The following is a 22,044-nucleotide window of genomic DNA, read 5'->3' on the forward strand; positions in this document are numbered from 1 at the left end:
GTGTCCGGGCACTATTCAACGCCTTTTGCCGGCCGGCGTAACCTGACAAAAATACCAGGTGATCAGTCGGAGAAGCTGCCCTGCAGGTGCTCGGCGCGGTAGTCGACGCTTTGTGGCCGGTAGCCGGAACGCAGCGGTGGCAACGGCAGGCACTCCTGCCAGCTGGCGCCGGGTTGCAGCTCGCCGGGGCCGCGGTAGCGCGGGGCGGCGTAGGTGTTTTCGGCCAGGTTGACGGTGTCGCCCGGGGCATAGGCCGCTACTCGCCAGCGCAGTTCCACCAGTGGCACCGAGTTGCCGTTGTTGATGTGCACTAGCAGCGGGCGATCGGCCGGGCATTGCTCGGGGGCGTAAGTCAGGCGCAGCTCCAGGCGGGCCAGTTGCCTGGCTTCGCGGTTGTCCAGCCACACCACCCACAACGCCACCAGCCCCAGGCCGAACAGCGCCGCCAGGGAAATCGGCAGGGCCTTGGCCGGGTAGCGCAGCAACAGGACCAGCCAGGTGAGGATGAGCAGGGCGCCGATGAACATGGAGCGAACCTTGTGTGCGGGTATTCTTTCATCCTAACCAAAAAGCATCGCGGGGCAAGCCCGCTCCCACAATGTGTAGGAGCGGGCTTGCCCCGCGATTGGGGTTTTACTGCGCGATGGTCTTGATCGAGATCCCGCGTTCGATCGGCGTCGAGCGCCCGTAGATATCTTCAAAACGCTCGATATCGTCTTCGCCCAGGTAGCTGCCGGACTGCACTTCGATGATCTCCAGCGGGATCTTGCCCGGGTTGCGCAGGCGGTGCACCGAGGCGATCGGGATGTAGGTGGACTGGTTTTCGGTGAGCAGGAACACGTTCTCGTCGCAGGTCACCTCGGCGGTGCCGGACACCACGATCCAGTGTTCGGCGCGGTGGTGGTGCATCTGCAGCGACAGGCTGGCGCCGGGTTTGACGGTGATGTGCTTGACCTGGAACCGCCCGCCCATGTCCACCGAGTCATACGAGCCCCATGGCCGGTATACCTCGCAGTGGTTCTGGGTTTCGCTGCGGCCCTGTTCGTTGAGGGTGTTGACCAGTTGCTTGACGCCCTGAACCTTGTCCTTGTGGGCAATCATCATGGCGTCCTTGGTCTCGACCACGACGATGTTCTCAAGGCCGATCACCGACACCAGCTTGCCGTTGCCGTGGATCATGCAGTTGTGGCTGTCCTGGACCACCACGTCGCCCTTGGTGACGTTGCCGTTGTGGTCCTTTTCATGCACGTCCCACAGCGACGACCAGCAACCGACATCGCTCCAGCCCGCCGACAGCGGCACCACGCAGGCGCGCTGGGTCTTTTCCATCACCGCGTAGTCGATGGAGTTGTCCGGGCAGCAGGCGAAGGTGGCTTCGTCGATGCTCAGGTTGTCGCCGTCTTCCTCGCTGCGCTCCAGGGTCAGCAGGCAGGTGTCGTAGATGTCGGCATCGTGCTTTTTCAGCTCTTCAAGGAAGCGGCTGGCGCGGAACAGGAACATGCCGCTGTTCCAGAAGTAGCCGCCGGCGCGGACGAATTCGGCCGCGCGTTTTTCGTCCGGTTTTTCGACGAACTGCGCCACCCGGCTGACGCCTTCGGGCAGCAGCACGTCCTGGCTCGACTTGATGTAGCCGTAGCCGGTTTCCGGCTTGGTCGCCGGTACCCCGAACAGCACCATCTCGCCGCGCTCGGCGGCCACCGTGGCCAGGGCCAGGGCGCGCTGCAGGGCTTTCTGGTCGTCGATCACGTGGTCAGCCGGGAGCACCAGCATCAGTTCGTCACGGCCTTCGTTGACCAGTTTCATTGCGGTCAGCGCTACCGCCGGCGCGGTGTTGCGGCCGAAGGGCTCCATGAGGATGCCCTGGGTTTCGAGTTTCAGGCTTTGCAGTTGCTCGCTGACGATGAACTTGTGGTCCTTGTTGCAGACCACGATGGGCGCGTCCATACCCTCGAACACCAGGCGCGAGAGGGTCTGCTGGAACAAGGTGTGTTCACCGGTCAGGGCCAGGAACTGCTTGGGGAACTGCTTGCGCGACAGGGGCCACAGACGCGAACCGCTACCACCGGACAGAATGACTGGAATCATGGGTGTTCTCCAAAAATAGAAATAGGCAGGTGGTTAACGAGTGGATACCGGGCGCTTGACCCAGACCGGCGACAGGCTGCTGCCGGAACCGGTGACATACAGCACCGCTGCTTCGCCGCGCTCCAGAGCCACAGGCTTGAGGTCGCTGACTTTCTTGTCGCCTTCATACAGCGCCAGGCTGACCTTGACCGGGTTGATCTCGCGCTCGCCGCGAGCCTTGGCGGCCACCGGCTTGACCACTTCGGTCTTGCCGTCGGCGGTCTTCAGGGTCAGGGCCTGGTTACTGAGGTTCTGCACCCTTACCAGGGATTTCTGCTTGTTCTTGAACGGTGGTTCCTCGACCAGCTGTGGCTGACCCGAGGCGTTGTTGACCAGGGTGTAGTAGTGATCGGAGGCGAGCTTGACCGGCAGGCTCTGGCTGCCGACCTTGGCGCTGTAATCGCCCTGGGGCATGAAGCTGAAGTCACTGCTGCCCTGGGCGGCCACTTCGTTGATCTGGGTGTTGCCGACGCTGGCGCTGACAGGTTGAGCGCTGGCGTTGTAGATGCGTACGAAGGTCGAGCCTTTGGGGGCGGTCGGGCCGTATAGCGCGGCGTCGGCGCCAGCGAAAGCTTGCAGCGAGAGCAGGCTCAGACCTGCGGCCAGGGCGCAGGCTTTGGCGATGCGGTGTTTTTGGGTATGCAAGGTCATGTGCGTTTCCTCTTCAGTTTTCCGTCCGATGGGACGACAGGGCCAGGTCTTGATTGGCATTACGGGTTTTTTTCAGCTGGGCGATCCACTGCGGATCGAAGGCGCTGAGGTCGTTTTTCATTGGCAGATAACGTTCCGGGAACTCCCAGATCAGCACTTGCGGCGCGCTGTTCTTGAAGGCGTCGGTTTGCAGGTACTTGAGCATCGGTAGCAGCGGGCCATGGCCGTCTTCGGCGTAATTGACCACGTCGCTGCGCAGCGCCTGCTGCAGGGCACCGAGGAAGTTCCAGTTGGGGTTGGCGCTGTAGCTGGTGCCGATCAGCGCCACCGGGATTTCAGTGTCGGCGAACAGCGCATCGCCACTTTCACCTTCAGCCTGGGCCGGGCGGGTGCTGCGTTTTTGCAGGGTGTCCGGCGGCGGCAGGAGGTTGCTGAACAGCGGGTCAAGCGGCAGGAAGTTGGTCAGGTCGCCTTTGTACGGCGCGCTCTGCTTCTGTTCGGTGACGAACTGCTGCGGCTCGCCGTTGAGCAGGGTCTGGCGCGCCACGGCGGCGGCCAGGTGCTGGGCCACCACTTCGGCGCCCAGCGGCGTCCAGTGCGTGTCGGTGCGCAGGAACACCTGGCCACGGGCCTTGGCGTCCTGCAGCGGCGCCAGCAGGTCAGGGGCGAACACGCCGGCCTGGCGGGCCTGGGCATGGAACTCGTTGTACAGGTCGGTGTGCAGGCTGGCCGGGGTTTGTTCGCCGACGTACTCCGGATACAGCCGCGCCTTGGCCGGGACAATTGCCAGCACCAGTTGCACGCCACGTTGCTGCAGGGTGTCGCGCACACCACGGATCAGCGCGAGGTTTTCCTGTTCGAACTGGTCGCTGTTGGCCACCGGCTTGAACTCCTCGTCACTGAACAGCCAGTGTTCGCGGCCCAGTACCACACCCGGGCGGCCTTCGTTGAACAGCTTGAAGTCCAGCGCCGCCCACAGGTTGGTACCGATGCGCTTGAGCGGGAACTGCTCGTCGTAGTGGGTCTCGGCGGCCTTGGCCAGCTTGCCGTCGAGGGCGGTCATCTGTGCGGTGCGCTGGAAGCTGCCAAGGCCGCCCAGCGACCACAGGCCCAGGCCCAGCAACAGGGCGAGGAACAGCAGGGCGTAGAGTTTGCGTAATGATCGGGTCATGGTCGGCTCACTCAGAACTGGAAGTAGAGAAACGGCGAGTAGCTTTGCGCCGAGAGCTTGAGGATCGAGGCCACGAACAACAGCAGCACCAGCGCGCGGGTGGCGTACAGGCCCCAGTCCAGGCTCAGGCTGCCGTCGGCATGGACCGCCACCGGGCTGGCCTTGGGCTCGGGCTTGGCGTTGCGGTAGAAGTCGCGCAGGCCGAAGTACGCCAGGGTCACGTACGCCAGCACCAGGGTTGCCACTTGCAGGCCGGTGAGGCTGGCGCGGTTGAGCTCCGACAGCTGCCAGTCGCTGAAGCTGAACATGGCGCCGTACATGCGTGCGGCGACGTGCAGGTTCTCGGCACGGAAGATCACCCAGCCCATCACCACCAGGAGGAAGGTGAAGGCCCAGCGCACCAGGTTGAAGCGCTGCGGTGCGGCGTTGATGCCCAAGGCCCGCTCGATCGCCAGCCACATGCCGTGCCAGGCGCCCCAGACGATGTAGGTGAAGTTGGCGCCGTGCCACAGGCCGCCCAGCAGCATGGTCAGGAACAGGTTGCGGTAGGTGGCGAAGGTGCCGCCGCGGTTACCACCCAGGGTGATGTACAGGTAGTCGCGCAGCCAGGTCGACAGGCTGATGTGCCAGCGCCGCCAGAACTCGGTGATCGACTGGCTGATGTACGGCTGCTTGAAGTTCTCCATGAAGCGAAAGCCCATCATCAGGCCCAGGCCGATGGCCATGTCGCTGTAGCCGGAGAAGTCGAAGTACAGCTGCGCGGTGTAGGCCAGGGCGCCAAGCCAGGCATCGCCGGTAGTCGGGTTCTGCAGGGCGAAGCAATGGTCGGCGACCACCGCCAGGGTGTCGGCGATGAATACCTTCTTGATGAAGCCCTGCATGAAGCGCGTGCAGCCTTCGGAGAACTTGTCCAGGGTGTGGGTGCGATGGTTGAACTGGTCGGCCAGGTCCTTGAAGCGCAGCACGGGGCCGGCGATCAAGTGCGGGAAGATCGCTACGAATGCGGCGAAGTCGATCAGGTTGCGGGTCGCCGGGGTGTCGCCGCGGTACACGTCGATGATGTAGCTGATCGACTCGAAGATGTAGAACGAGATACCGATCGGCAGCAGCACATGGGTGAGGATGAACGGCTCTAGCCCGAACGAGGTCATGATCGCGTTGATGCTGTCGACGCCGAAGTTGGCGTACTTGAAGTAGCCGAGGATGCACAGGTCGACCGCCACGCCCAGCAGCAGCCAGCGTTGGGCCGGCTTGGTGCGCACGCCGGCGGCGCCGACCTTGAGGCCGATCCAGTAGTTCCACAGGGTGACCCCGGCGAACAGCGCCAGGAAGTCCACCCGCCACCAGGCATAGAACACGTAGCTGGCCAGCAGCAACAGGGCGTTGCGATAGCGTTGCCCGCTCAGGTAGTACAAGCCGAGAAAGATCGGCAGGAACAGGAACAGGAACACGTTGGATGAAAACACCATCCCGATCTCTCCTTGTCGTTATCAACCGGGGCAGCAGCCCCCCAAACCCCCCATGCCGGAACGCGGGGGGCAGTGTTTAAAGCATCGCGGGTCAAGCCCGCTCCCACAGGTACTGCTTCAGCCAATCATTTCTTCTGTTCGGCCTGCGGGTCATAGACCCGGGTCAGGTCGCCGCCCAGGCGGAAGCTCTTGAACGGCTGCATGTCGTGCTTGCGCCCGAGTACATCGCTGTTGCAGCTGTAGAGGCTGCACCAGGGTTCGAGCCAGGCGTATTTGCTGTCGATCTTCAGATCGTCCATATCCTGTTTCTCGCCGTTTTTGCTCTTGAACGGGCTTGGGTCTTTCGACCCTGCCAGCACCCGTTCACCCAGGCGCTTGAGGGCGCCGTTGTTCTCGGGACGGACATCGACGCCGTTGGCCTGGGCGAAGCTGGCGATCATCGCCAGCGGCGGCAGGGCATAGTTGTGATAGGCCAGGGCGCGCTGCTTGCGCTTGAGCTCGTTGGGCAAAAAGCCCTGGGCGTCGACCTGGTTGGCGGCCACGCGGTATTCCTTGATCGACCAGTCGAACAGGTCGCGGCGGTCGGTCGCCACTGCGGTAGCCATCACCGACCAGGCCGCCCAGTAGGAGTGGTTGTTGATCTTCTCCAGCGGCAGGTCGCTCCAGTCCTTGACTACCTGGTCGGCCAGGCGCCCGAACCATTTTTCGATCAGTTCGGCCTGTTGCTGGTGCGCCGCCAGCGGCTGGGAGTTGGAGAACTTCAGGCGCAGCCAGGCCGAGCTCAGGCTGCCCAGCGCCCATTTGCGCATCGACTTGCCGGTGTGGTTGTAGTCGGTGGACATCAGCGCATCGGCGCTGGCCCAGCTGCTCAGCCATTGCAGGGTGCAGTCGAGTTGCTGCGGACGGCCATCGCGCATGTACTGCATGACCTGCTTGCTGACGCCGCGCTCAAGGCTGGTGATGCTCGCGGTGGAGTCGCGAAAGGCCTGTTCCGAGGCCTTGTTCAGGGTTGCGCGAGCCTTGTCCGAGCCTTCGTACTTGCTGCGAAACTGCAGCTTGTCGGTGTAGGGCCTGGGGATGGCTTCGCACTTGAAGTCACTGTCGCCGGTTTTGAGTTTTTCGATCCCGGCGTAGTAGCCCTGTGGCGGGACCAGCCCGCCAGCCTGGGCAGCCGGGCCGAACAGGGCCAGGGCGAGCAGGGCGGGGGCGGTGATTTTGCTCAAGGTATGCATGGTTCGCCTCACAACCCGGCCTGCGCGGTGTGCCGCGCAGTACCGGGGATCTGGTTGCGTTTGCAGAGTTTGGCTTCGACTTTCTGGCTACCGCTTTGCGGCCCCTGGACTTCAACGGCGAGCAAGGTCTGGGCAGCCCAGTCCTCATCCTCGCGCAGCTCGAAGGCAAAGCGGCCATCGGTGTCGGCGGTTTCCGGCTTCTCGATCTTCAGGTCTTCGTGACGGCCGTTCATGTACCAGAGGGTGGCTTGCAGGGTCTTGACCGACTTGTCCTCGAACTGGATATCCAGTTGATGACGGCCGTTGGTCAGGTCCTTGATCACGCCGTTACGGCCGTTGACCATCAGTTCGTTCTTGCCCGGCTTGAGCGCGGTGCTGGCGCTCATCTGCGCCGGCTTGCCTTCGCAGCCGTTGTCGATCAGGGCGAGCATCTGCCGCCAGATGGTTTCCTGGTCCAGGCGGTACAGCGGCGAGAATTCCCAGATGAGGATCTTCGGCGGGTTCTTCTGGAAGTCTTCGCTGCCCAGGTACTGGATCATCGAGCCTTCCAGGCCGCCACCGGGGAAGGCGACGTTGAGCACGTCGGCGCCGATGTACTGCTCAAGGAAACCCGAGAAGTTGTAGTTCTTGCCGCTGTGGCTGGTGCCGACCAGGGTGATTTGCGGGTTGCCGGAGTCGCCGAACAGGTCGTCGCTGCCGCTCTCGCCCTTGGGCTCGGTGACAAACTGATCCATGTACTGCACCGCGTAGCTGGTGCCGCACAGCTGACCGGCGACGTTGTGCAGGGTGCCGGTCTTGCCCATGCGCCCGGACTTGTGGCTTTCGAACTCACGCTTGGGCACGTCGGCGAAGGCTGGCATCTTGTGCACGCTGTCGGCGACGATTTTTGCCGCCCGCTCGGCGCCGTACGGGGTCCAGTGCTGGTCGCCACGGAAGTAGAAATCCTTGCCCTGGTCGGCCGCCGCCAGTTGTTCGTTGGTCAGCGGCGACAAGTCGGGCACGGTGTAGCCCATCTGGCTGAAGCGCCCGAGCATGCCCTGGTAGTTCTGCAACGCCTTGGCGTAGTTGAACGCGGCCTTGTCGGCGGGCTTGAGCATGTTGCGGTTCACCAGGCCGCGGGTCGGCTGGTAGACGATCACCAGCTCCACGCCCTTGGCCTTGAACGCATCGTGCAACTGCTGCAGGCGCCGGTAGCCGGCCGGGGTGGTGGTGAACTCGGTACGCAGGTCTTCGCGGGTACGGAACAGCCAGTCGCCCTGGGCTTGCACCAGGGTGGTGAAGTTCTGCTGGTAGCGGGTGGTGTAGCGGCTGGCGTCGTGGGCCTCCGGGCACAGCTGGCAGCACGGCTCGGCGGTAAAGTTCGGCGCCTGGGTCTGCTCGGCCGAGGCGCCGGCGCTGATGGCCAGCAGGGCAGCGGCAAGGCCGGAAAGGCTCAGCAGCTTGGTCAGTTGTGGTTGCATAAGATTGGCTTCCTCAGTCCAGCATTTCGGTCTGGCGCTCGACCGGATCGATCAGCACGGCTTTGCCCTGGCGCACCATCAGGTTGAGAATCTCGTCCTGACGCTCACCCAGTACCCCGGAGAAACTGATGCCGCTGGCCTTGCTCGGGGCCAGCATGGACACCCGGTACAGCTCCACGCTCAGCGGCGAGTCGATTGACAGCGGGCCGCTGCCGTTGGCCGCCAGCTCACCGCCAACGACAATCAGCGAGACCTTGGTGTCGAACGGGTCGAGGGCGATGTCGCGGTCCGTCTCGGACAGATCCTTGATGTGCCCGTAGACCCCGACCAGGCCGTTGGCCATGGCGACGTTCTCGTACAGGCGGATGTTCACGCTGTTGCGCACGCGAATGCCGTGGCGGCGGTTGCTGATCAGCTTGTTGCCCCAGATCAGGTTGTCGCCGCTCTCGTACAGGGTGATGCCGTCGGTGTGGTTGCGGTAGATCTCGTTGTAGGCGATCAGGTTGTTGACGCTGTTACGGTCGATCACCACGCCCGAGAGCTTGTTGTCATAGCTCTTGTTGTTGATGATCCAGCTGTCGTTGACCTCACGCGAGACGATGATGCCGTGCTTCTTCTTGGTCCCGTACACGGTGTTGCCGGCGATGATCAGGCGGTGCGAGCGGTCGTGGGGGTCGATGCCATAGACGATGTTGTCGCGGTAGGTGCTGTCCTTGACCACGAAGTCGCTGGTTTCGTAGCAGTAGAAGCCGTACCACATGTCGCTGAACTCGGAGCCGATGATCCAGCCGGTCGGTTCCGCGCGGCCCATCTGCTTGGCCATGTTCGGTGTGTACTGGGAGATGCTCACGCCATAGGACTTACTCTTGGCGTAGCCGAAGCTGGCCATCTTGCTGTTGACGATGTAGGTCTCGGTGCCGCCCCAGGACAGCAGGAACGGACGGAATTCCTTGGGCGAGCGGAAGGTCGCCGGGCCGTTGTCCTTCTCGCGCCAGCCGGTTACTTGAGTGTCGCTGACGAACAGCTTGCCGTCATTGACCAGGAACGCGCCGCCTTCCTGGGACAGGCGCAGTTCCTTGACCTTGCCGTCGATCTCCAGCACGCCTTTTTGCCCGACCACGATCGGCAGGCGCGCCAGGTACACGCCCGGTGCGGTTTCGCGCAGGTACTGGCTGGGCACTTGCTTGCTCAGCTCGGTGAAGTTCACGTGGCCGTCGTCGATGAAGATCGCCTGGGGGATGCCGTGCTGGCGCGCCACCCATTCGGCCATCTTGTTGTCGCCGCCGATGAACTCCTTGAGGCTGTTTTCCTGGAGCATGCGCCGCACCGAGACCTTGCCCTTGTGCGTGCGCTCGATCTTTTTCTGTACGGCATCGTAGGTGTAGCCGGTCAGGTCCGGCAGGGTTGGCGCCGGGATCTGCAGCGGCTCGATCGGCGCGCTGCTGACCGTGTAGGTCTTGGCCTGCTGCAGCTCTTTGGCCACCGGCGTCGGCACCTGGCCGTTGGCCAGGGCGATGCTGCTGGCCAGCAGCAGGGTGCCGGCCAGCAGGGCATGGAGCTTGTTCGGAGGAAGGCTCATTTCATTGCACCCCAGGCGTCAGAAGCGCCAGATCACGTCGACGAAAGCGCGGTGCATGTAGGAGTCCGCTTCCTTGCCGTAGGCATCACCGGGCTTGAACACGCCGCCACGAAAGCGCACCAGCGCCGACGGCTCATCGATCGACTGGCTCAGCGCGGCCGGCAACAGGCCCTGTTTGAAGTACTTGGTGACCACCAGGTCCATCTCCTGGCCGAGGTCTTTCTCGCCCTGGATCAGCGGCCGGTTGATGCCGTTGTCCTCGACCACGGCATTGATGCCGCTGCTGCCGATGTTCTGGTCGCCATCGACACGCCAGAACTTGTGGTAGATCAGGCTGGCGTCGTAGTCATCGCGCAACTGCCAGGAGGTGAACAGGGTCGCCGCCTGCAAGTTGCCCAGCTCGCCGCGGAAGGCTTCGCCGAAACGGTGCACGCGTGAGCGGGTGCCGGTGAAGTTCGAGCGGTTGCTCTCAAGGCCGGTCTGCTCGTAGTTGCCCGAACCGTCGTTGCCACCGCCGCCGCTGCCGCGGGCATAGGCGGCGCCGACCTGCCAGTTGGGATCAAGGCGCAGGCGGATACCGAGGTCGGTGGCCCAGGCATTGACGTCGCCGCTGTGCTTGCCGCTGGCCACTTGCTCGCCGTTGACCGTGGTGGTGTTGAGGCTGTCGCGATCGCCGGTCAGCCAGGTCATGCTGCCCCAGTAGTTGACGCGGTTCTGGTTGCGCCAGTTGTAGGCATCGCTGTTGGCTTCCAGGCCCAGCCAGGTGAGGTCGCCGGTGCGGGTCTTGTCCAGGGCGTCGACGGTTTCGCCAGGATTTTTCAGGTTGCCGTCGTCGTGGGTGTGGTGGGCGCGCAGGCCGACCCAGTGGCCCGGTGTCCACTGCGTGGCGACGTCGCCGTAGATGTGCAGGCGATCCTTGTCTTGCGGGGCCAGCTCGGTGAGGTCGGTGCGGTACTCGCTGAAGCGCTCGGCCACGCCCAGGTTGGCGCGCAGCAGGGTGGTGTCGAAGGTCCAGTTCAGCGCTTCGATATTGGTGTCGCGCCACATGCCGTCGTCGTTGCGCAGGCGTTGGCGGCCGAAGCGCAGCTGCTCGCCGGGGTAGGCGGTCAGGCCGCTGTAGCCGACCCAGAACTCGCGCATGGCCAGGTAGCTCTTGTCGGCTTCGCGGCCATTGGCGCGGCCGCTGTCGGACTCGGTCTCATCGCCGGACTGGCGCAGGGTGTCGGTCTCGATGATGTCGGTGGCCGCGACCGCCTGGCCCATGGCGAAGGCGCTCCAGTTGCCGCGCTCGCCGTACACCCAGGGGCGCAGGTCCAGGCCCAGGCCGTTGACATCGCCGCCGGAGCGGGTGCCCAGGTCTCGGTCGTCTTCGGACTGGCCGGTGATCTTCACGTCCAGGCCGAAGTTCTTTTCAGCGGTCATCGCCGCCAGGGTCGGGCACGACCAGAGCAGGGCGAAGCCCAGGCCTACGCCTGCTTTCATCCACGGATTGAGTGTCATAGGGAGTCCTCGCCTTGTTCGGGTTGCGCTTGGGCCTGCAGGGCCAGGGCGTTGGCGCCCGGGCCCATGGCGCCACGGGCCTGGCGCTCTTGTTGCAACAGGCGCTGAGCCTGGGCCTTTTGCGCTGGAGTGAGTTGCTGGTCGAGCTGGGCGGCCAGCTCGCGCGACTGATCGCTGGGGTTGGCTTGCGCCAGTTGGCTGAACACCCAGGCGCTGACCAGGTCCTGGCGGATGCCGTGGCCTTCGCTGAACAACTGGGCCAGGGCGTAATCGGCGCTGAGCTGGCCACCGCGGGCGGCGCTGAGCAGATGATCGACGGCCTTTTGCGGGTCGACGCTGCCCAGGTAGCCACGCCGGTACAGCTGGCCCAGGTAGTAATGGGCGCTGACTTCACCGGCGTTGGCGGCGCTGAGCAAGTGGGTTTCGGCCTTTTGTGCATCGGCCGGCACGGTCTTGCCTTCGTAGTACAGGCGGCCCAGCAGCAGCTCGGCACGCGGTTGTTCGGCGGCACGGCCCTTGTCGATGTACTCCATCAGCTTGTCGGTGTCGCCCAGCTCAGGGAAGTCGTAGAGCAATTGCGCCAGGCTTACCCAGGAGCCGGGGTTGACTGGCGCCACCTGCTCGAGCAAGGCCTGGGCGGTTTTCTCGTCGGTCTGGCCGAGGCTGCGGTCGGCCAGCACACGGGCGACGCTGTCGACTCGGGTGGCCGGGATCGCGCCACGCTGGTAGGCGCTTTTGACTTGCTCGATCAGCGCCGCCTGTTGCTCGGGCTGGGTGCGTTTCTGGTAGACGGTGGCCAGTTCCACGTAGCAGATGTCGGTGCTGGTCAATGCGGCCTTGCAGATGCGCTCGACGTCGTCCAGGTGCTGGTCGTAGCTGTCCTGGGTGCGGTACAGGAGGATCTGCGCCAGGCCCGCTTCCGGGTAGCCGGCGGCGCGCCACTTATCGATTTGCTGCTGGGCGTTGGTGCCGGGGAAGCTCTGCGGGTATTGCAGGTAGAGCATCGCCAGCGGGATCAGGGTATTGCCCTCGCCATTGGCGAAGGCTTTCTTGAGCAGGGTTTCGGCTTCCTGGCGCTCGGCCTCGGTGGCGTCCGGCTTGGCCGCCAGCAAGCGTCCGAGACGGGCCTGGGCGCGTGGCGAGATATCGGCGGCGGCGCGGTAGGTGGCTTCGGCTTCCTTGAGCTTGGCCGGGTCGCGGGTTTCCACCTGGATATCGGCCAGGCCCACCTGGGCTTCGCTGTAACCGAGGTCGGCGAGCTGGCGGTAGTTCTGCTCGGCCAGGGCGGTATCACCGCGCTTGAGGGCTTCGTTGGCCAGGCGCTGGTCGGGCAGGCCGGCGCAACCGGTCAGGCTGATGGCCAGGGCCAGGCTGCACAAACTGTAGGAGCAGGCTTTCATGGGCAGATCCTCTTAGAGCCCACGGGCCACGGCTTTATCGATCAGCCAGTCCAGCGACGGGCCACGATTGCTGTCGACCGCCACCGGGCGGCCGGCCAGTTCGCTGGGCAGCGATTCGTCTGGCTTGATCTGTACGCGGATGTCCGACGACAGGTCTTCGCTGTTCAGGCTGGTGCTGCTGACGATCTGCCCGGTGCGGGTCTGGTCTTCGCCGGCGACGGTGAAGTGCACGCGCGAGCCCGGTGTGACGTCGTCGAACTGGCGATAGCTGAAGCGTGCTTCAACGGTGGGGATGGTGGTGCGCGGTACCAGCTGGAAGATCACCTGGCCTTTGCTCGCATATTGGCCGTTATCCACCAGCTGGCGGGCGACCACGCAATCGCAGGGGCTGGTCAGGGTGCCGCTCATCTGTTTGCCGAACAACTCCTCGACCTTGGCCGGCTCGAGCTGCTGGTCATCCAGATGGCCCTTGAGCATGTCCAGCATGCTGGTGCTGAACGAGGCCAATGGCGCGCCCTTGACGACGTGACCGCCGCTTTCCACCAGGCCCTGCACGGTGCCGTCACGCGGCATGGTGACGTTGCTGGTTGGCACGCTGACCACCCCGGCCTGGGCATGGCTGACGAAATACAGGCCGTACACCGACTTGGCGATGAAACCGAACGCCGCCACGCCGACCACGAACACGCCGAGGCTGAAAGTCACGGCCCGCAGGCGGCCGAACGCGCTCATGCCGCCGTTGGCGTCTTTCTGTTTGCGCGCCTTGGTGAAGTTGTCGCGCTGCAAGGTGCTGAGTACGTCACCGATGGTGATCAGCTCACCCGACAGGTGCGAGGTGATGATGTGGCGCAGGGTGGCGATGTCGCGCGGCTCGAGGTTCTGGAACTGCACGCCGGTGCGGCCGCTGGAGGGGTCGAAAGAGCGCACCTGGAACTCGATATCCATGGCCAGGCCGAGCTTGTCGACGGTGAACTGCAAGCGCCCGCGCAGCACTTCGCCAACCTTCAACGGGTGCTTGGCATGGAAGCTCAGGCCGCCGGCGGAGAGGTCATCGACCTTCACTTCCAGGGTTTCGCGGTTGCTCCCCAGGTAGCGCAGCTTGGCCGGGATGCGTACCCGGGCGTGCTGACGCTGGGCTTCGGACTCATGCACGACATTGACGTTCACGGCGGTATTCATGGCGATTTGTTCCTGTTTAATCCAATCGGGTTCCGGCTCACACGACCATGAACAGCACAGCAATGAAGATGCTAGCCGCCGAGAAGGTCATGGTCCGGGAGGACCAGGTGTTGAACCATTGTTGAAAGCTGGCGAGATCGCGTTTGAGGGCAGTGGGCTGGCGGGTCCAGGACTGCTTGTCGAGGCGGAAGAACACGTAGATCTTCATGATCGCGCCGACGATCTGGTTGTAATAAAGAATCAGCGGGTAGGCCGGGCCGATGTTGTGGCCCGAGCACAGCAGCATCAGGGTCAGGATCAGCCGGGTGATGCCGATCCACAGCAGGTACACCAGCAGGAACGCCGGGCCGAACTTGAGGCTGGCAATCACTGCGACGGTCAGGCCCAGCAGGCTGGTCCACATCGACACGCGCTGGTCGAACAGCACCACGCTGGTGAACAGCCCCAGGCGGCGGATACCCAGGCCCAGAGCGCGGGAGTTCTGCCGCAGGTTGTTGCCATACCAGCGGTACATCAGTTTGCGGCTGGCCTTGATGAAGCTTTTTTCCGGCGGGTGCTCGACCGTGTTGATCGCCGCATCCGGCACGTAGAAGGTGTCGTAGCCCAGGCGCATGAGGCTGAACCAGCTCGACTTGTCGTCGCCGGTGAGGAACTTGAACCGGCCCAGGCGCCAGTGCTGCAGCGAGTCGTTCTCGACGTCGGCGATGAACTCGGGGTTGGTCACCACGGCGGCACGGAACACCGACATGCGCCCGGTCATGGTCAGCACGCGCTTGGACAGGGCCATCGAGCACATGTTGATGTGGCGTTGGGCGAAGCGCAGCTTGTGCCACTCGCTCATGATGTAGCCGCCACGCACTTCACAGAATTCGTTGGTGGTCAGGCCGCCGACATTGCCGAACAGCTTGAACCAGGGCACGGTCTTGCGGACCACGCCTTCGCCGAGCACGGTGTCGCCATCGATCACCGCGACCACGGCGTTTTCATCCGGCAGGTGGCGGGAGATTGCCCGGAAGCCATAGGCCAGGCCGTCGCGCTTGCCGGTACCGGCGATGCGCACGAAATCGAGAGTCACGCGTTCCGGCGGGTTGTATTTTTCCCACAGGCTTTTCACTAACAATTCGTCGGACATTTCCACCAGCGAACAGACCACAGTGGTCGGGTAGCCGCAGTCGATCGCCTCGCGGATCACCGAGCTGTAGACTTGTGCGGTGGTCAGGGCATCGATGCGAAAACTGGTGACCATCAGGTACACGTGGGACGGGTCGGCCGCGCTACCGAGCTTGCGCACCTTGCGCCGCAGGTAGGGGTAGACCACGTAGAGGAACAGCATGCCGCGCACAAAGTGCGTGGCACCCATGGAATAGCGCCAGATACCGACGGCGCCGACCAGGAAAATGAAGTCCTTCGAGTCGGGGTCGAAAATGGAGTTGGGCAAGGCCAGGGCGATCAACATGAGCAGGCTCACGTAGAACAGCCAACCGGCGACCTGTAACAGGCCGTGCTTGAGCCTTTGCATGTTCTGCATCCGTATCGAATGGAAAGGGCGTTGATGGCGCGCGGGGCCGGGCGGCCCCGCGCAACCTGCGGGTTACCAGCAGATACCTTCGGTACGGCTGGCCGGGCAGGATGGTTTGTTCATGAAACCGACCAGGTCGATGACCTGTTTGCCGGCCGGGGCCTGTTGGGCCAAGGCACGGAACTTCTCGTCACGGTTGCCCAGGACGATCACGTCGGCGTGATTGATCACCTGCTCGAAGTCAGCATTGAGCAGCGACGACACGTGGGGGATCTTCGACTCGATGTAGTCCTTGTTGGCGCCGTTGACCCGCGCATACTCGACGTTGCTGTCGTAGATGTTCAGCTCGTAGCCCTTGCCGATCAGGCGCTCGGCCAGCTCCACCAGCGGGCTTTCGCGCAGGTCGTCGGTACCGGCCTTGAAGCTCAGGCCGAGCAGGGCGACCTTGCGCTTGTCGTGGCTTTCGATGATGTCGAAGGCGTTCTGCACCTGCGACTCGTTGCTGGTCATCAGCGAGTTGAGCAGCGGTGCCTTGACGTCCAGGCTGCCGGCTCGGTAGGTCAGGGCGCGGACGTCCTTGGGCAGGCACGAGCCGCCGAAGGCAAAGCCCGGACGCATGTAGTACTGCGACAGGTTCAGGGCCTTGTCCTGACAGACCACGTCCATCACCTCACGACCATCGACGCCGACCGCCTTGGCGATGTTGCCGATCTCGTTGGCGAAGGTGACCTTGGTGGCGTGCCAGACGTTGCAGGTGTACTTGATCATCTCGGCCACTTCGATGTCCTTGCGGATGATCGGCGCGTCGAGTTCTTCGTACAGCGACTGCAGAAGGTCACCGCTGGTCTTGTCCAGTTCGCCGATGACGGTCATTGGCGGTTGGTCGTAGTCCTTGATCGCGGTGCTTTCACGCAGGAATTCCGGGTTGACCGCCACGCCGAAGTCGACGCCGGCCTTTTTTCCCGAGCAGTCTTCGAGGATCGGAATGACCACGTTCTTCACTGTGCCCGGCAGCACGGTGCTGCGGACCACGATGGTGTGGCGGCTGGATTTTTCCCGCAGCACGAAACCGATTTCACGGCACACCGACTCGATGTACTCCAGGCCCAGGTCACCGTTCTTCTTGCTTGGCGTGCCGACGCAGATCATCGACAGGTCGCTGTCGCGAATCGCCGCGGCAAAATCGGTGGTGCCACGCAGGCGGCCGTTGTCGATACCCTGTTGCAGCAGGGCTTCGAGGCCCGGTTCGACAATCGGCGATTTGCCTTGGTTGATCAGGTCGATCTTGGTGGTGGATACATCGACGCCAATTACTTCATGGCCGCGTGCCGACAGGCAGCCAGCACAGACTGCACCCACATAACCCAAACCAAAGATGCTGATACGCATCGCATTCACCTCATGTGTTTATCACGCCGGCTCAATAACAAGAGCCAGACCGGGTTGATTAACCAGCAGTTATCGGGCACACGGGGGCGTGGCAAAAAGATGTCACTTCACCGTGTGCAGGCATATAAGTATCAAGTGCAAAAGTTTCTGCACTTAAAGTTGGCAGCCAAAGGCCAATAATTATGGACGTGCCCTGTTATGTAGCCGTCTTTATTGCAGATCGGTTACCCGGAACTGCAGTGCTTGTTCTTTCAAGTGAATAAAATCCTTTGAAATCAACCACAAGGACGATTTGTAGGGGCGCGTTTCTCCTGGGTTCAACTCTAGGTCGGGCGACCGATACTCAAGTCAAAGTTTTCTGGATGCACAATGATTGTGCGCTCCAGTCAATGATGTAGGTCATCTCTCACATAATGCTCGAGAATCGTTACGGGTGGTATGAGCGATGGCTGAGGGGATAAGTTCCGGGGGCGGTTCAGCGGCGGTGAAAGATTTTTTAATATTTTATCTGATGGCCATACTTTCACTTTGATAGCACTTGGCAGTTTCGTCCCTATCTATAAAGGACGAACTCGAGGGGGGATGTTTTTGTGCCAGTACCGGAAAATATTTTTCAAAATTCGTCAAAAAATTACGAACGGTCTTATGGCGTTTTGCGATAAAGCTGGAGGGGTGGTTTTTTGGCGTCAGTATTGTGGCGAATTTATCGCGGGACAAGTCGGGCCGCCGCCTCGCCGCTCCCACACCGACGGGTAGGAGCGGGCTTGCCCCGCGATAGCTTTTACTCGTCCGCGTGATCGCGCAGGAACACCAGGTTGTCGGCCTTCGACAGCTCGGCACTGTAGTAATAGCCCTGCACATCGAACTGCTTGAGCTGCTCGGGATCGTTGATGCGTTCCTGGATCACGAAGCGGCTCATCATGCCGCGGGCCTTTTTGGCGTAGAAGCTGATGATCTTGTACTGGCCGTTCTTGAAGTCGCGGAACTCGGTGTTGATCACCCGCGCCTTGAGGGCATTGCGCTTGACCGCGCTGAAGTACTCGTTGCTGGCTAGGTTCAGCAGCAGGTCGTCGCCTTGCTCGGCCAGGGCCTGGTTCAGCCACTCGCTGATGCGCGTGCCCCAGAAGGCATACAGGTCCTTGCCACGGGCGTTGGCCAGCTTGGTGCCCATCTCCAGGCGGTAGGGCTGCATCAGGTCCAGCGGGCGCAACAGGCCGTACAGGCCGGAGAGCATGCGCAGGTGGTCCTGGGCGTAGCTGAAATCGTCTTCGCTGAGGGATTGCGCATCGAGCCCGGTGTAGACGTCGCCCTTGAACGCCAGCAGTGCCTGCTTGGCGTTGTCCGGAGTGAAGGCCGGGGTCCAGCTGCCGAAGCGTGCGGCGTTAAGCCCGGCGAGCTTGTCGGAGAGGTGCATCAGCTCGCTGATCTGCGCCGGCGACAGCTCGCGCAGTTGCACGATCAGTTCCTGGGAATCGTCCAGGTACTGTGGCTGGGTGTAGCGCGGGGTCACCGGCGGGGTGTCGTAGTCGAGGGTCTTGGCGGGGGAAATCACCGTCAGCATCAGGTCGGCTCCTTTATTCGTGGCGTCGATTCTACGGGGCGGGGGCGGCGATCTCCAGCTATCAAGGCAATAGCCACAGACCATCCCGACACTTGGCGCTATAGTGCGCGGCGAGGAAAACGGAGAGCCCGATCGTGCGTATTGCCCTTCTCTTACTGGTTGGCCTGTTCAGCTTCACAGCCCAGGCCGCGCCAGCCCCGGTCGCTAGCTTCGACCGCAGTCACTGGCCGGAGCAGATCGACAGCCCGGCGCTGTTCGATGTCGCCTCGCGCGCTGAAATCCTCGGTTTTGCCCGGGTGCTGGGCGAAAGCGAAATGCTCGAGCAGGGCGCCCTGGCGGCGCGGCTGAACCTGCGCCAAGTCAACCTGCTGTCGGTGAACATCGTGCGCCAACGCCTGTGGCAGCGTTTATGGCGCAACTACGACCTGGCGCAGAAGAGCTGCGAGCAGGACGCCTCGTTCTGCTATGCCATTGACGATCTGGCTGATTTTCGCAAGCAGACGGCGACCTTCAAAGTCGCCGCCGACTCGTTCTACGCCGGCTGGGTCGAGCCGAGCCGGGCTTTCCATGAGCGTTACCTGGATGAGTTACTGCGCAAGGCCGCACTGTTCCCGCAGACCTCAAGCGAAATCGAGCGCTTCTCGGACCTTGAGCGCAAGGGCGACGAACTCAACGACCGGCTGTTCATGCTGACCTTCGACGGCGGTCCTTCATTGACCGGTGGCAGTACCGATGGCCTGACCGAGTTTCTACGTCGGCAACAGCTCGGCGCGACCTTCTTTGTGCTGGGCAACAGCCTGCAGAACCGTCGCGACAAGACTTCGCTGGCTGACCTGCGTGCGCTCTACAAGGGCCAGTGCGTGGGCTTGCAGGGCTGGCAGTACCGCTCTCATGGGCAATGGCAGGGTTGGCAGGACTCGGTGTTGCGCAGCCAGGCGCGGGTGCAGGGCGACTTGCCGGAGCAGTATGTGCCGTTGTTCCGGCCGCCTTACGGCCAGCGCCGCGCCGACAGCCAGGCATTCTTCACCAGCCAGCATCTGCAGGTGGTGTTGTGGGATATCGATGCCCAGGATCAGGGCGCGTTGAACGGCGAGCAGTCGGCCCAGCGCGTGCTGACCTTGATGCTGCTGTGGCGCAAGGGGCTGATCCAGTTTCACGACGCCCAGCCCAAGGCGCAGGAGGCGGTAGCCTGGTTGCTCAAGCAAACGGCGCAAAGTGGAATTGGCTGGGAAGATTGCAGGAATTTCGGCGAAAAGCTGTGAAAAGGTCAGGGGCGGTGGAAGAGCGGGAATAAAACGTCGCACGCATTTCACATGACTGGATTTATGACTGTAGCGGTGCTTTGCCCCTGCGCCAAGGGCTAATTGGCCGATCGAAAAATAAACTTCAAAAATACGTAAAAATGCTTTTTTCGGTCATGGGTTTTGCGGTATTACGAAGACAGACCGCCGAACCCTGCAGCACAGGTGGCGTCCTACGGCCCATTCTTTGTTCGCAGCTCCCTACCCGTAACGACGCGGGCCTGGGGAGAACCGGCGGCCACTTCGCGGCGCAGCACCGCACAGGTATTGCGTCGTCTGGCTTCCACAAAGGTGACCGAGTATGGATGATCAAGGACGCACCAATTCCTCCAACCAGCCAATCCTTTATGTGCTCGATACCAATGTACTGATTCACGATCCAAACGCCTTGCTCAACTTCGAGGAGCACCACGTCGCCATCCCGATGACGGTGCTGGAGGAGCTCGACAAACTCAAGACGGGCAAACAGACGATTGCCGCCGAATGTCGCCAGGCGATCCGTCTGATCGACCAGACCCTGGGTGATGCCTCGCCGACTGATGTCGAGCAGGGCGTGCCGATCCAGCGTGGCAAGAGCGGCCCCAAAGGCTTCCTGTCGATTCTCATGAGCCCGCGCAACGAGCCCAACCGCCTGCTGCCGGAAAACCTCAACGACAACATCATCATCAACCAGTTGCTGGAGCTGCGCAGCCGGCGCCAGGAACTGGACGTGGTGCTGGTGACCAAAGACATCAACATGCGCCTCAAGGCCCGCGCCTGCGGGATCGCGGCCGAGGACTACAGCACCGACCAACTGGTCGACGACGTTTCCTTGCTGTCCAAGGGGTATCACAGTGTCACCGGGTCATTCTGGGACCGCGTCAGCAAGGTCGAGACCCGTCAGGATCATGGCCGCACCTGGCACCGGGTACAGATGATCGACAACCTGCCGGCCGTGCACATCAACGAGTTCATCATCGACGAACAGGGCTTCGTTGGCTGGATCAAAGGCATCAAGGACGGCGAGCTGGTGCTGCTCGACCTGCACCAGGAGCCGCTGCTGCACCAGGAGGCCTGGGGCCTCAAGCCTCGCGACATTCACCAGAGCCTGGCGCTGTTCGCCTTGCTCGACCCGGATATCCACCTGGTCAACCTGACCGGCGCTGCCGGCTCCGGCAAGACCATCCTGGCCCTGGCTGCCGCCATCGAGCAGACCATGGTCAGCAAGCGCTACCGGCGCATCATCGCCACCCGCAGCGTGCAGGGGCTGGACCAGGAGATCGGTTTCCTGCCGGGCACTGAAGCAGAAAAAATGGAGCCCTGGCTCGGGGCAATCACCGACAACCTCGAAGCCCTGCACATGGATGATGAAAACACTCATGGCAGTGTCGAGTACATCCTTGAGCGGGTGCCGCTGCAGTTCAAGTCGCTGAACTACATTCGCGGTCGCAGCTTCCAGCAAAGCCTGATCCTGATCGACGAATGCCAGAACCTAACCCCGCACCAGATGAAAACCATCATCACCCGTGCCGGTACCGGTTCCAAGGTGATCTGCCTGGGTAACCTGGCGCAGATCGACACCCCTTACCTGTCCGCCACCAGCTCGGGCCTGACCTACCTGACCGAGCGCTTCAAGGACTTCCCCAACGGCGTACACATCACCCTGCAGGGCGTGCCGCGCTCGATCCTGGCCGAATACGCCGAATCGCATCTGTAACCCAGGCACCGGGCGGTCATGCCGCCCGGTTTTTTTCGCTTCGAAGACCTGACCCCAGGGTTTACACTCTTTGCTCCTGAACAGGAGGAAAGCTGTGCTCACTCATCTCGATTCCCAAGGTCGCGCCAACATGGTCGACGTCACCGATAAAGCCGTGACGTCGCGTGAAGCCGTGGCCGAAGCGCGGGTGCGCATGCTCCCGCAAACCCTGCAGATGATCGTCGAAGGCGAGCACCCCAAGGGCGACGTGTTTGCCGTGGCGCGCATTGCTGGCATCCAGGCGGCAAAGAAAACCAGCGACCTGATCCCGTTGTGCCACCCGTTGCTGCTGACCAGCGTCAAGGTCGAACTCAGCGCTGAAGGCAACGACACCGTCTACATCGTCGCCCGTTGCAAGCTGGCCGGGCAGACCGGCGTGGAAATGGAAGCCCTGACCGCCGCCAGCGTCGCGGCGCTGACCATCTACGACATGTGCAAGGCGGTCGACCGCGGCATGATCATCGACGGCGTGCGCGTGCTGGAGAAACTGGGCGGCAAGAGCGGCCATTACCAGGCGGATGAAGTGAAATGAGCATTAAGGTGATGTATTTCGCCCGTTATCGGGAAGCTCTGGGTGTTGATGCCGAGAAGCTCGAGGGTTCGTTCGCTACCCTGGATGACGTACGCAAGGCACTGGTCGCAAAGGGCGGCAAGCATGATGTGCTGAGCGAACAGAACCTGATGTGCGCGCGTAACGAAGAGCTGTGCAAGCTGGATGAGCCGCTCGAAGACGGTGACGAAGTGGCGTTCTTCCCGCCCGTGACCGGAGGCTGA

At 62.6% G+C, this 22,044-nt stretch carries 18 protein-coding genes; 4 read left to right on the forward strand and 14 right to left on the reverse strand.

Annotated elements, in window-relative coordinates:
• Window positions 1-62: 62 nt before the first annotated feature.
• The 14 genes from F8N82_RS01975 to yaaA all read right to left on the reverse strand — a co-directional run bounded on the left by F8N82_RS01975 (window position 63) and on the right by yaaA (window position 18,234).
• Complete coding sequence (locus F8N82_RS01975) at window positions 63-527, reverse strand: hypothetical protein (RefSeq protein ID WP_038998804.1); 465 nt, start codon at window positions 525-527, stop codon at window positions 63-65.
• A 106-nt stretch (window positions 528-633) separates the two neighbouring features.
• Complete coding sequence (locus tag F8N82_RS01980) at window positions 634-2,085, reverse strand: mannose-1-phosphate guanylyltransferase/mannose-6-phosphate isomerase (RefSeq protein ID WP_038998806.1); 1,452 nt, start codon at window positions 2,083-2,085, stop codon at window positions 634-636.
• A gap of 33 nt (window positions 2,086-2,118) precedes the next feature.
• On the reverse strand, window positions 2,119-2,775 hold the full coding sequence (locus F8N82_RS01985) for an alginate O-acetyltransferase AlgF (RefSeq protein WP_038998807.1): 657 nt from the start codon (window positions 2,773-2,775) through the stop codon (window positions 2,119-2,121).
• A 13-nt stretch (window positions 2,776-2,788) separates the two neighbouring features.
• Window positions 2,789-3,946: an alginate O-acetyltransferase gene (locus F8N82_RS01990; protein ID WP_038998809.1), complete on the reverse strand. Its 1,158-nt coding sequence runs from the start codon at window positions 3,944-3,946 to the stop codon at window positions 2,789-2,791.
• Between the two features lie 11 nt (window positions 3,947-3,957).
• Complete coding sequence (locus F8N82_RS01995; protein WP_038998810.1) at window positions 3,958-5,415, reverse strand: MBOAT family O-acyltransferase; 1,458 nt, start codon at window positions 5,413-5,415, stop codon at window positions 3,958-3,960.
• 125 nt (window positions 5,416-5,540) lie between these two features.
• On the reverse strand, window positions 5,541-6,647 hold the full coding sequence (locus F8N82_RS02000) for a mannuronate-specific alginate lyase (protein ID WP_038998813.1): 1,107 nt from the start codon (window positions 6,645-6,647) through the stop codon (window positions 5,541-5,543).
• 8 nt (window positions 6,648-6,655) lie between these two features.
• The gene (locus F8N82_RS02005) at window positions 6,656-8,107 is read right to left on the reverse strand and encodes an alginate O-acetyltransferase (RefSeq protein WP_038998814.1); all 1,452 of its coding nucleotides are present in this window, start codon (window positions 8,105-8,107) and stop codon (window positions 6,656-6,658) included.
• A gap of 13 nt (window positions 8,108-8,120) precedes the next feature.
• Window positions 8,121-9,686: a mannuronan 5-epimerase AlgG gene (gene algG, locus F8N82_RS02010; RefSeq protein ID WP_038998815.1), complete on the reverse strand. Its 1,566-nt coding sequence runs from the start codon at window positions 9,684-9,686 to the stop codon at window positions 8,121-8,123.
• An 18-nt stretch (window positions 9,687-9,704) separates the two neighbouring features.
• A complete protein-coding gene (locus tag F8N82_RS02015; RefSeq protein WP_038998816.1) occupies window positions 9,705-11,186 on the reverse strand; it encodes an alginate export family protein in 1,482 nt (493 codons plus the stop codon).
• A complete protein-coding gene (gene algK, locus F8N82_RS02020) occupies window positions 11,183-12,586 on the reverse strand; it encodes an alginate biosynthesis TPR repeat lipoprotein AlgK (protein ID WP_038998818.1) in 1,404 nt (467 codons plus the stop codon). The genes F8N82_RS02015 and algK overlap by 4 nt, the downstream gene beginning before the upstream one ends.
• Window positions 12,587-12,598: 12 nt before the next feature.
• The gene (locus F8N82_RS02025) at window positions 12,599-13,765 is read right to left on the reverse strand and encodes an alginate biosynthesis protein Alg44 (RefSeq protein WP_038998819.1); all 1,167 of its coding nucleotides are present in this window, start codon (window positions 13,763-13,765) and stop codon (window positions 12,599-12,601) included.
• 37 nt (window positions 13,766-13,802) lie between these two features.
• Complete coding sequence (gene alg8, locus F8N82_RS02030) at window positions 13,803-15,293, reverse strand: mannuronan synthase (protein ID WP_176470433.1); 1,491 nt, start codon at window positions 15,291-15,293, stop codon at window positions 13,803-13,805.
• A 63-nt stretch (window positions 15,294-15,356) separates the two neighbouring features.
• Complete coding sequence (locus F8N82_RS02035; RefSeq protein ID WP_038998821.1) at window positions 15,357-16,673, reverse strand: nucleotide sugar dehydrogenase; 1,317 nt, start codon at window positions 16,671-16,673, stop codon at window positions 15,357-15,359.
• A 781-nt stretch (window positions 16,674-17,454) separates the two neighbouring features.
• Window positions 17,455-18,234, reverse strand: coding sequence for a peroxide stress protein YaaA (gene yaaA / locus F8N82_RS02040; protein WP_038998822.1), 780 nt, complete (start codon window positions 18,232-18,234; stop codon window positions 17,455-17,457).
• Between the two features lie 134 nt (window positions 18,235-18,368).
• Here yaaA and F8N82_RS02045 point away from each other — a divergent pair, with 134 nt between their 5' ends.
• The 4 genes from F8N82_RS02045 to moaD all read left to right on the forward strand — a co-directional run bounded on the left by F8N82_RS02045 (window position 18,369) and on the right by moaD (window position 22,044).
• Entirely contained in the window at window positions 18,369-19,496 is a 1,128-nt protein-coding gene (locus tag F8N82_RS02045; RefSeq protein ID WP_038998823.1) for a polysaccharide deacetylase family protein, read from the forward strand.
• 340 nt (window positions 19,497-19,836) lie between these two features.
• Window positions 19,837-21,231: a PhoH family protein gene (locus tag F8N82_RS02050; RefSeq protein WP_038998824.1), complete on the forward strand. Its 1,395-nt coding sequence runs from the start codon at window positions 19,837-19,839 to the stop codon at window positions 21,229-21,231.
• Between the two features lie 94 nt (window positions 21,232-21,325).
• Window positions 21,326-21,802 (forward strand): cyclic pyranopterin monophosphate synthase MoaC, encoded by a 477-nt coding sequence (moaC, locus tag F8N82_RS02055; RefSeq protein WP_010220726.1) that lies wholly within the window; start codon window positions 21,326-21,328, stop codon window positions 21,800-21,802.
• Entirely contained in the window at window positions 21,799-22,044 is a 246-nt protein-coding gene (gene moaD, locus F8N82_RS02060) for a molybdopterin converting factor subunit 1 (RefSeq protein WP_038998825.1), read from the forward strand. Before moaC ends, moaD begins: the two co-directional genes overlap by 4 nt.

The organism is Pseudomonas fluorescens (assembly GCF_902497775.2).
GTDB classification, from domain to species: domain Bacteria; phylum Pseudomonadota; class Gammaproteobacteria; order Pseudomonadales; family Pseudomonadaceae; genus Aquipseudomonas; species Aquipseudomonas putida_F.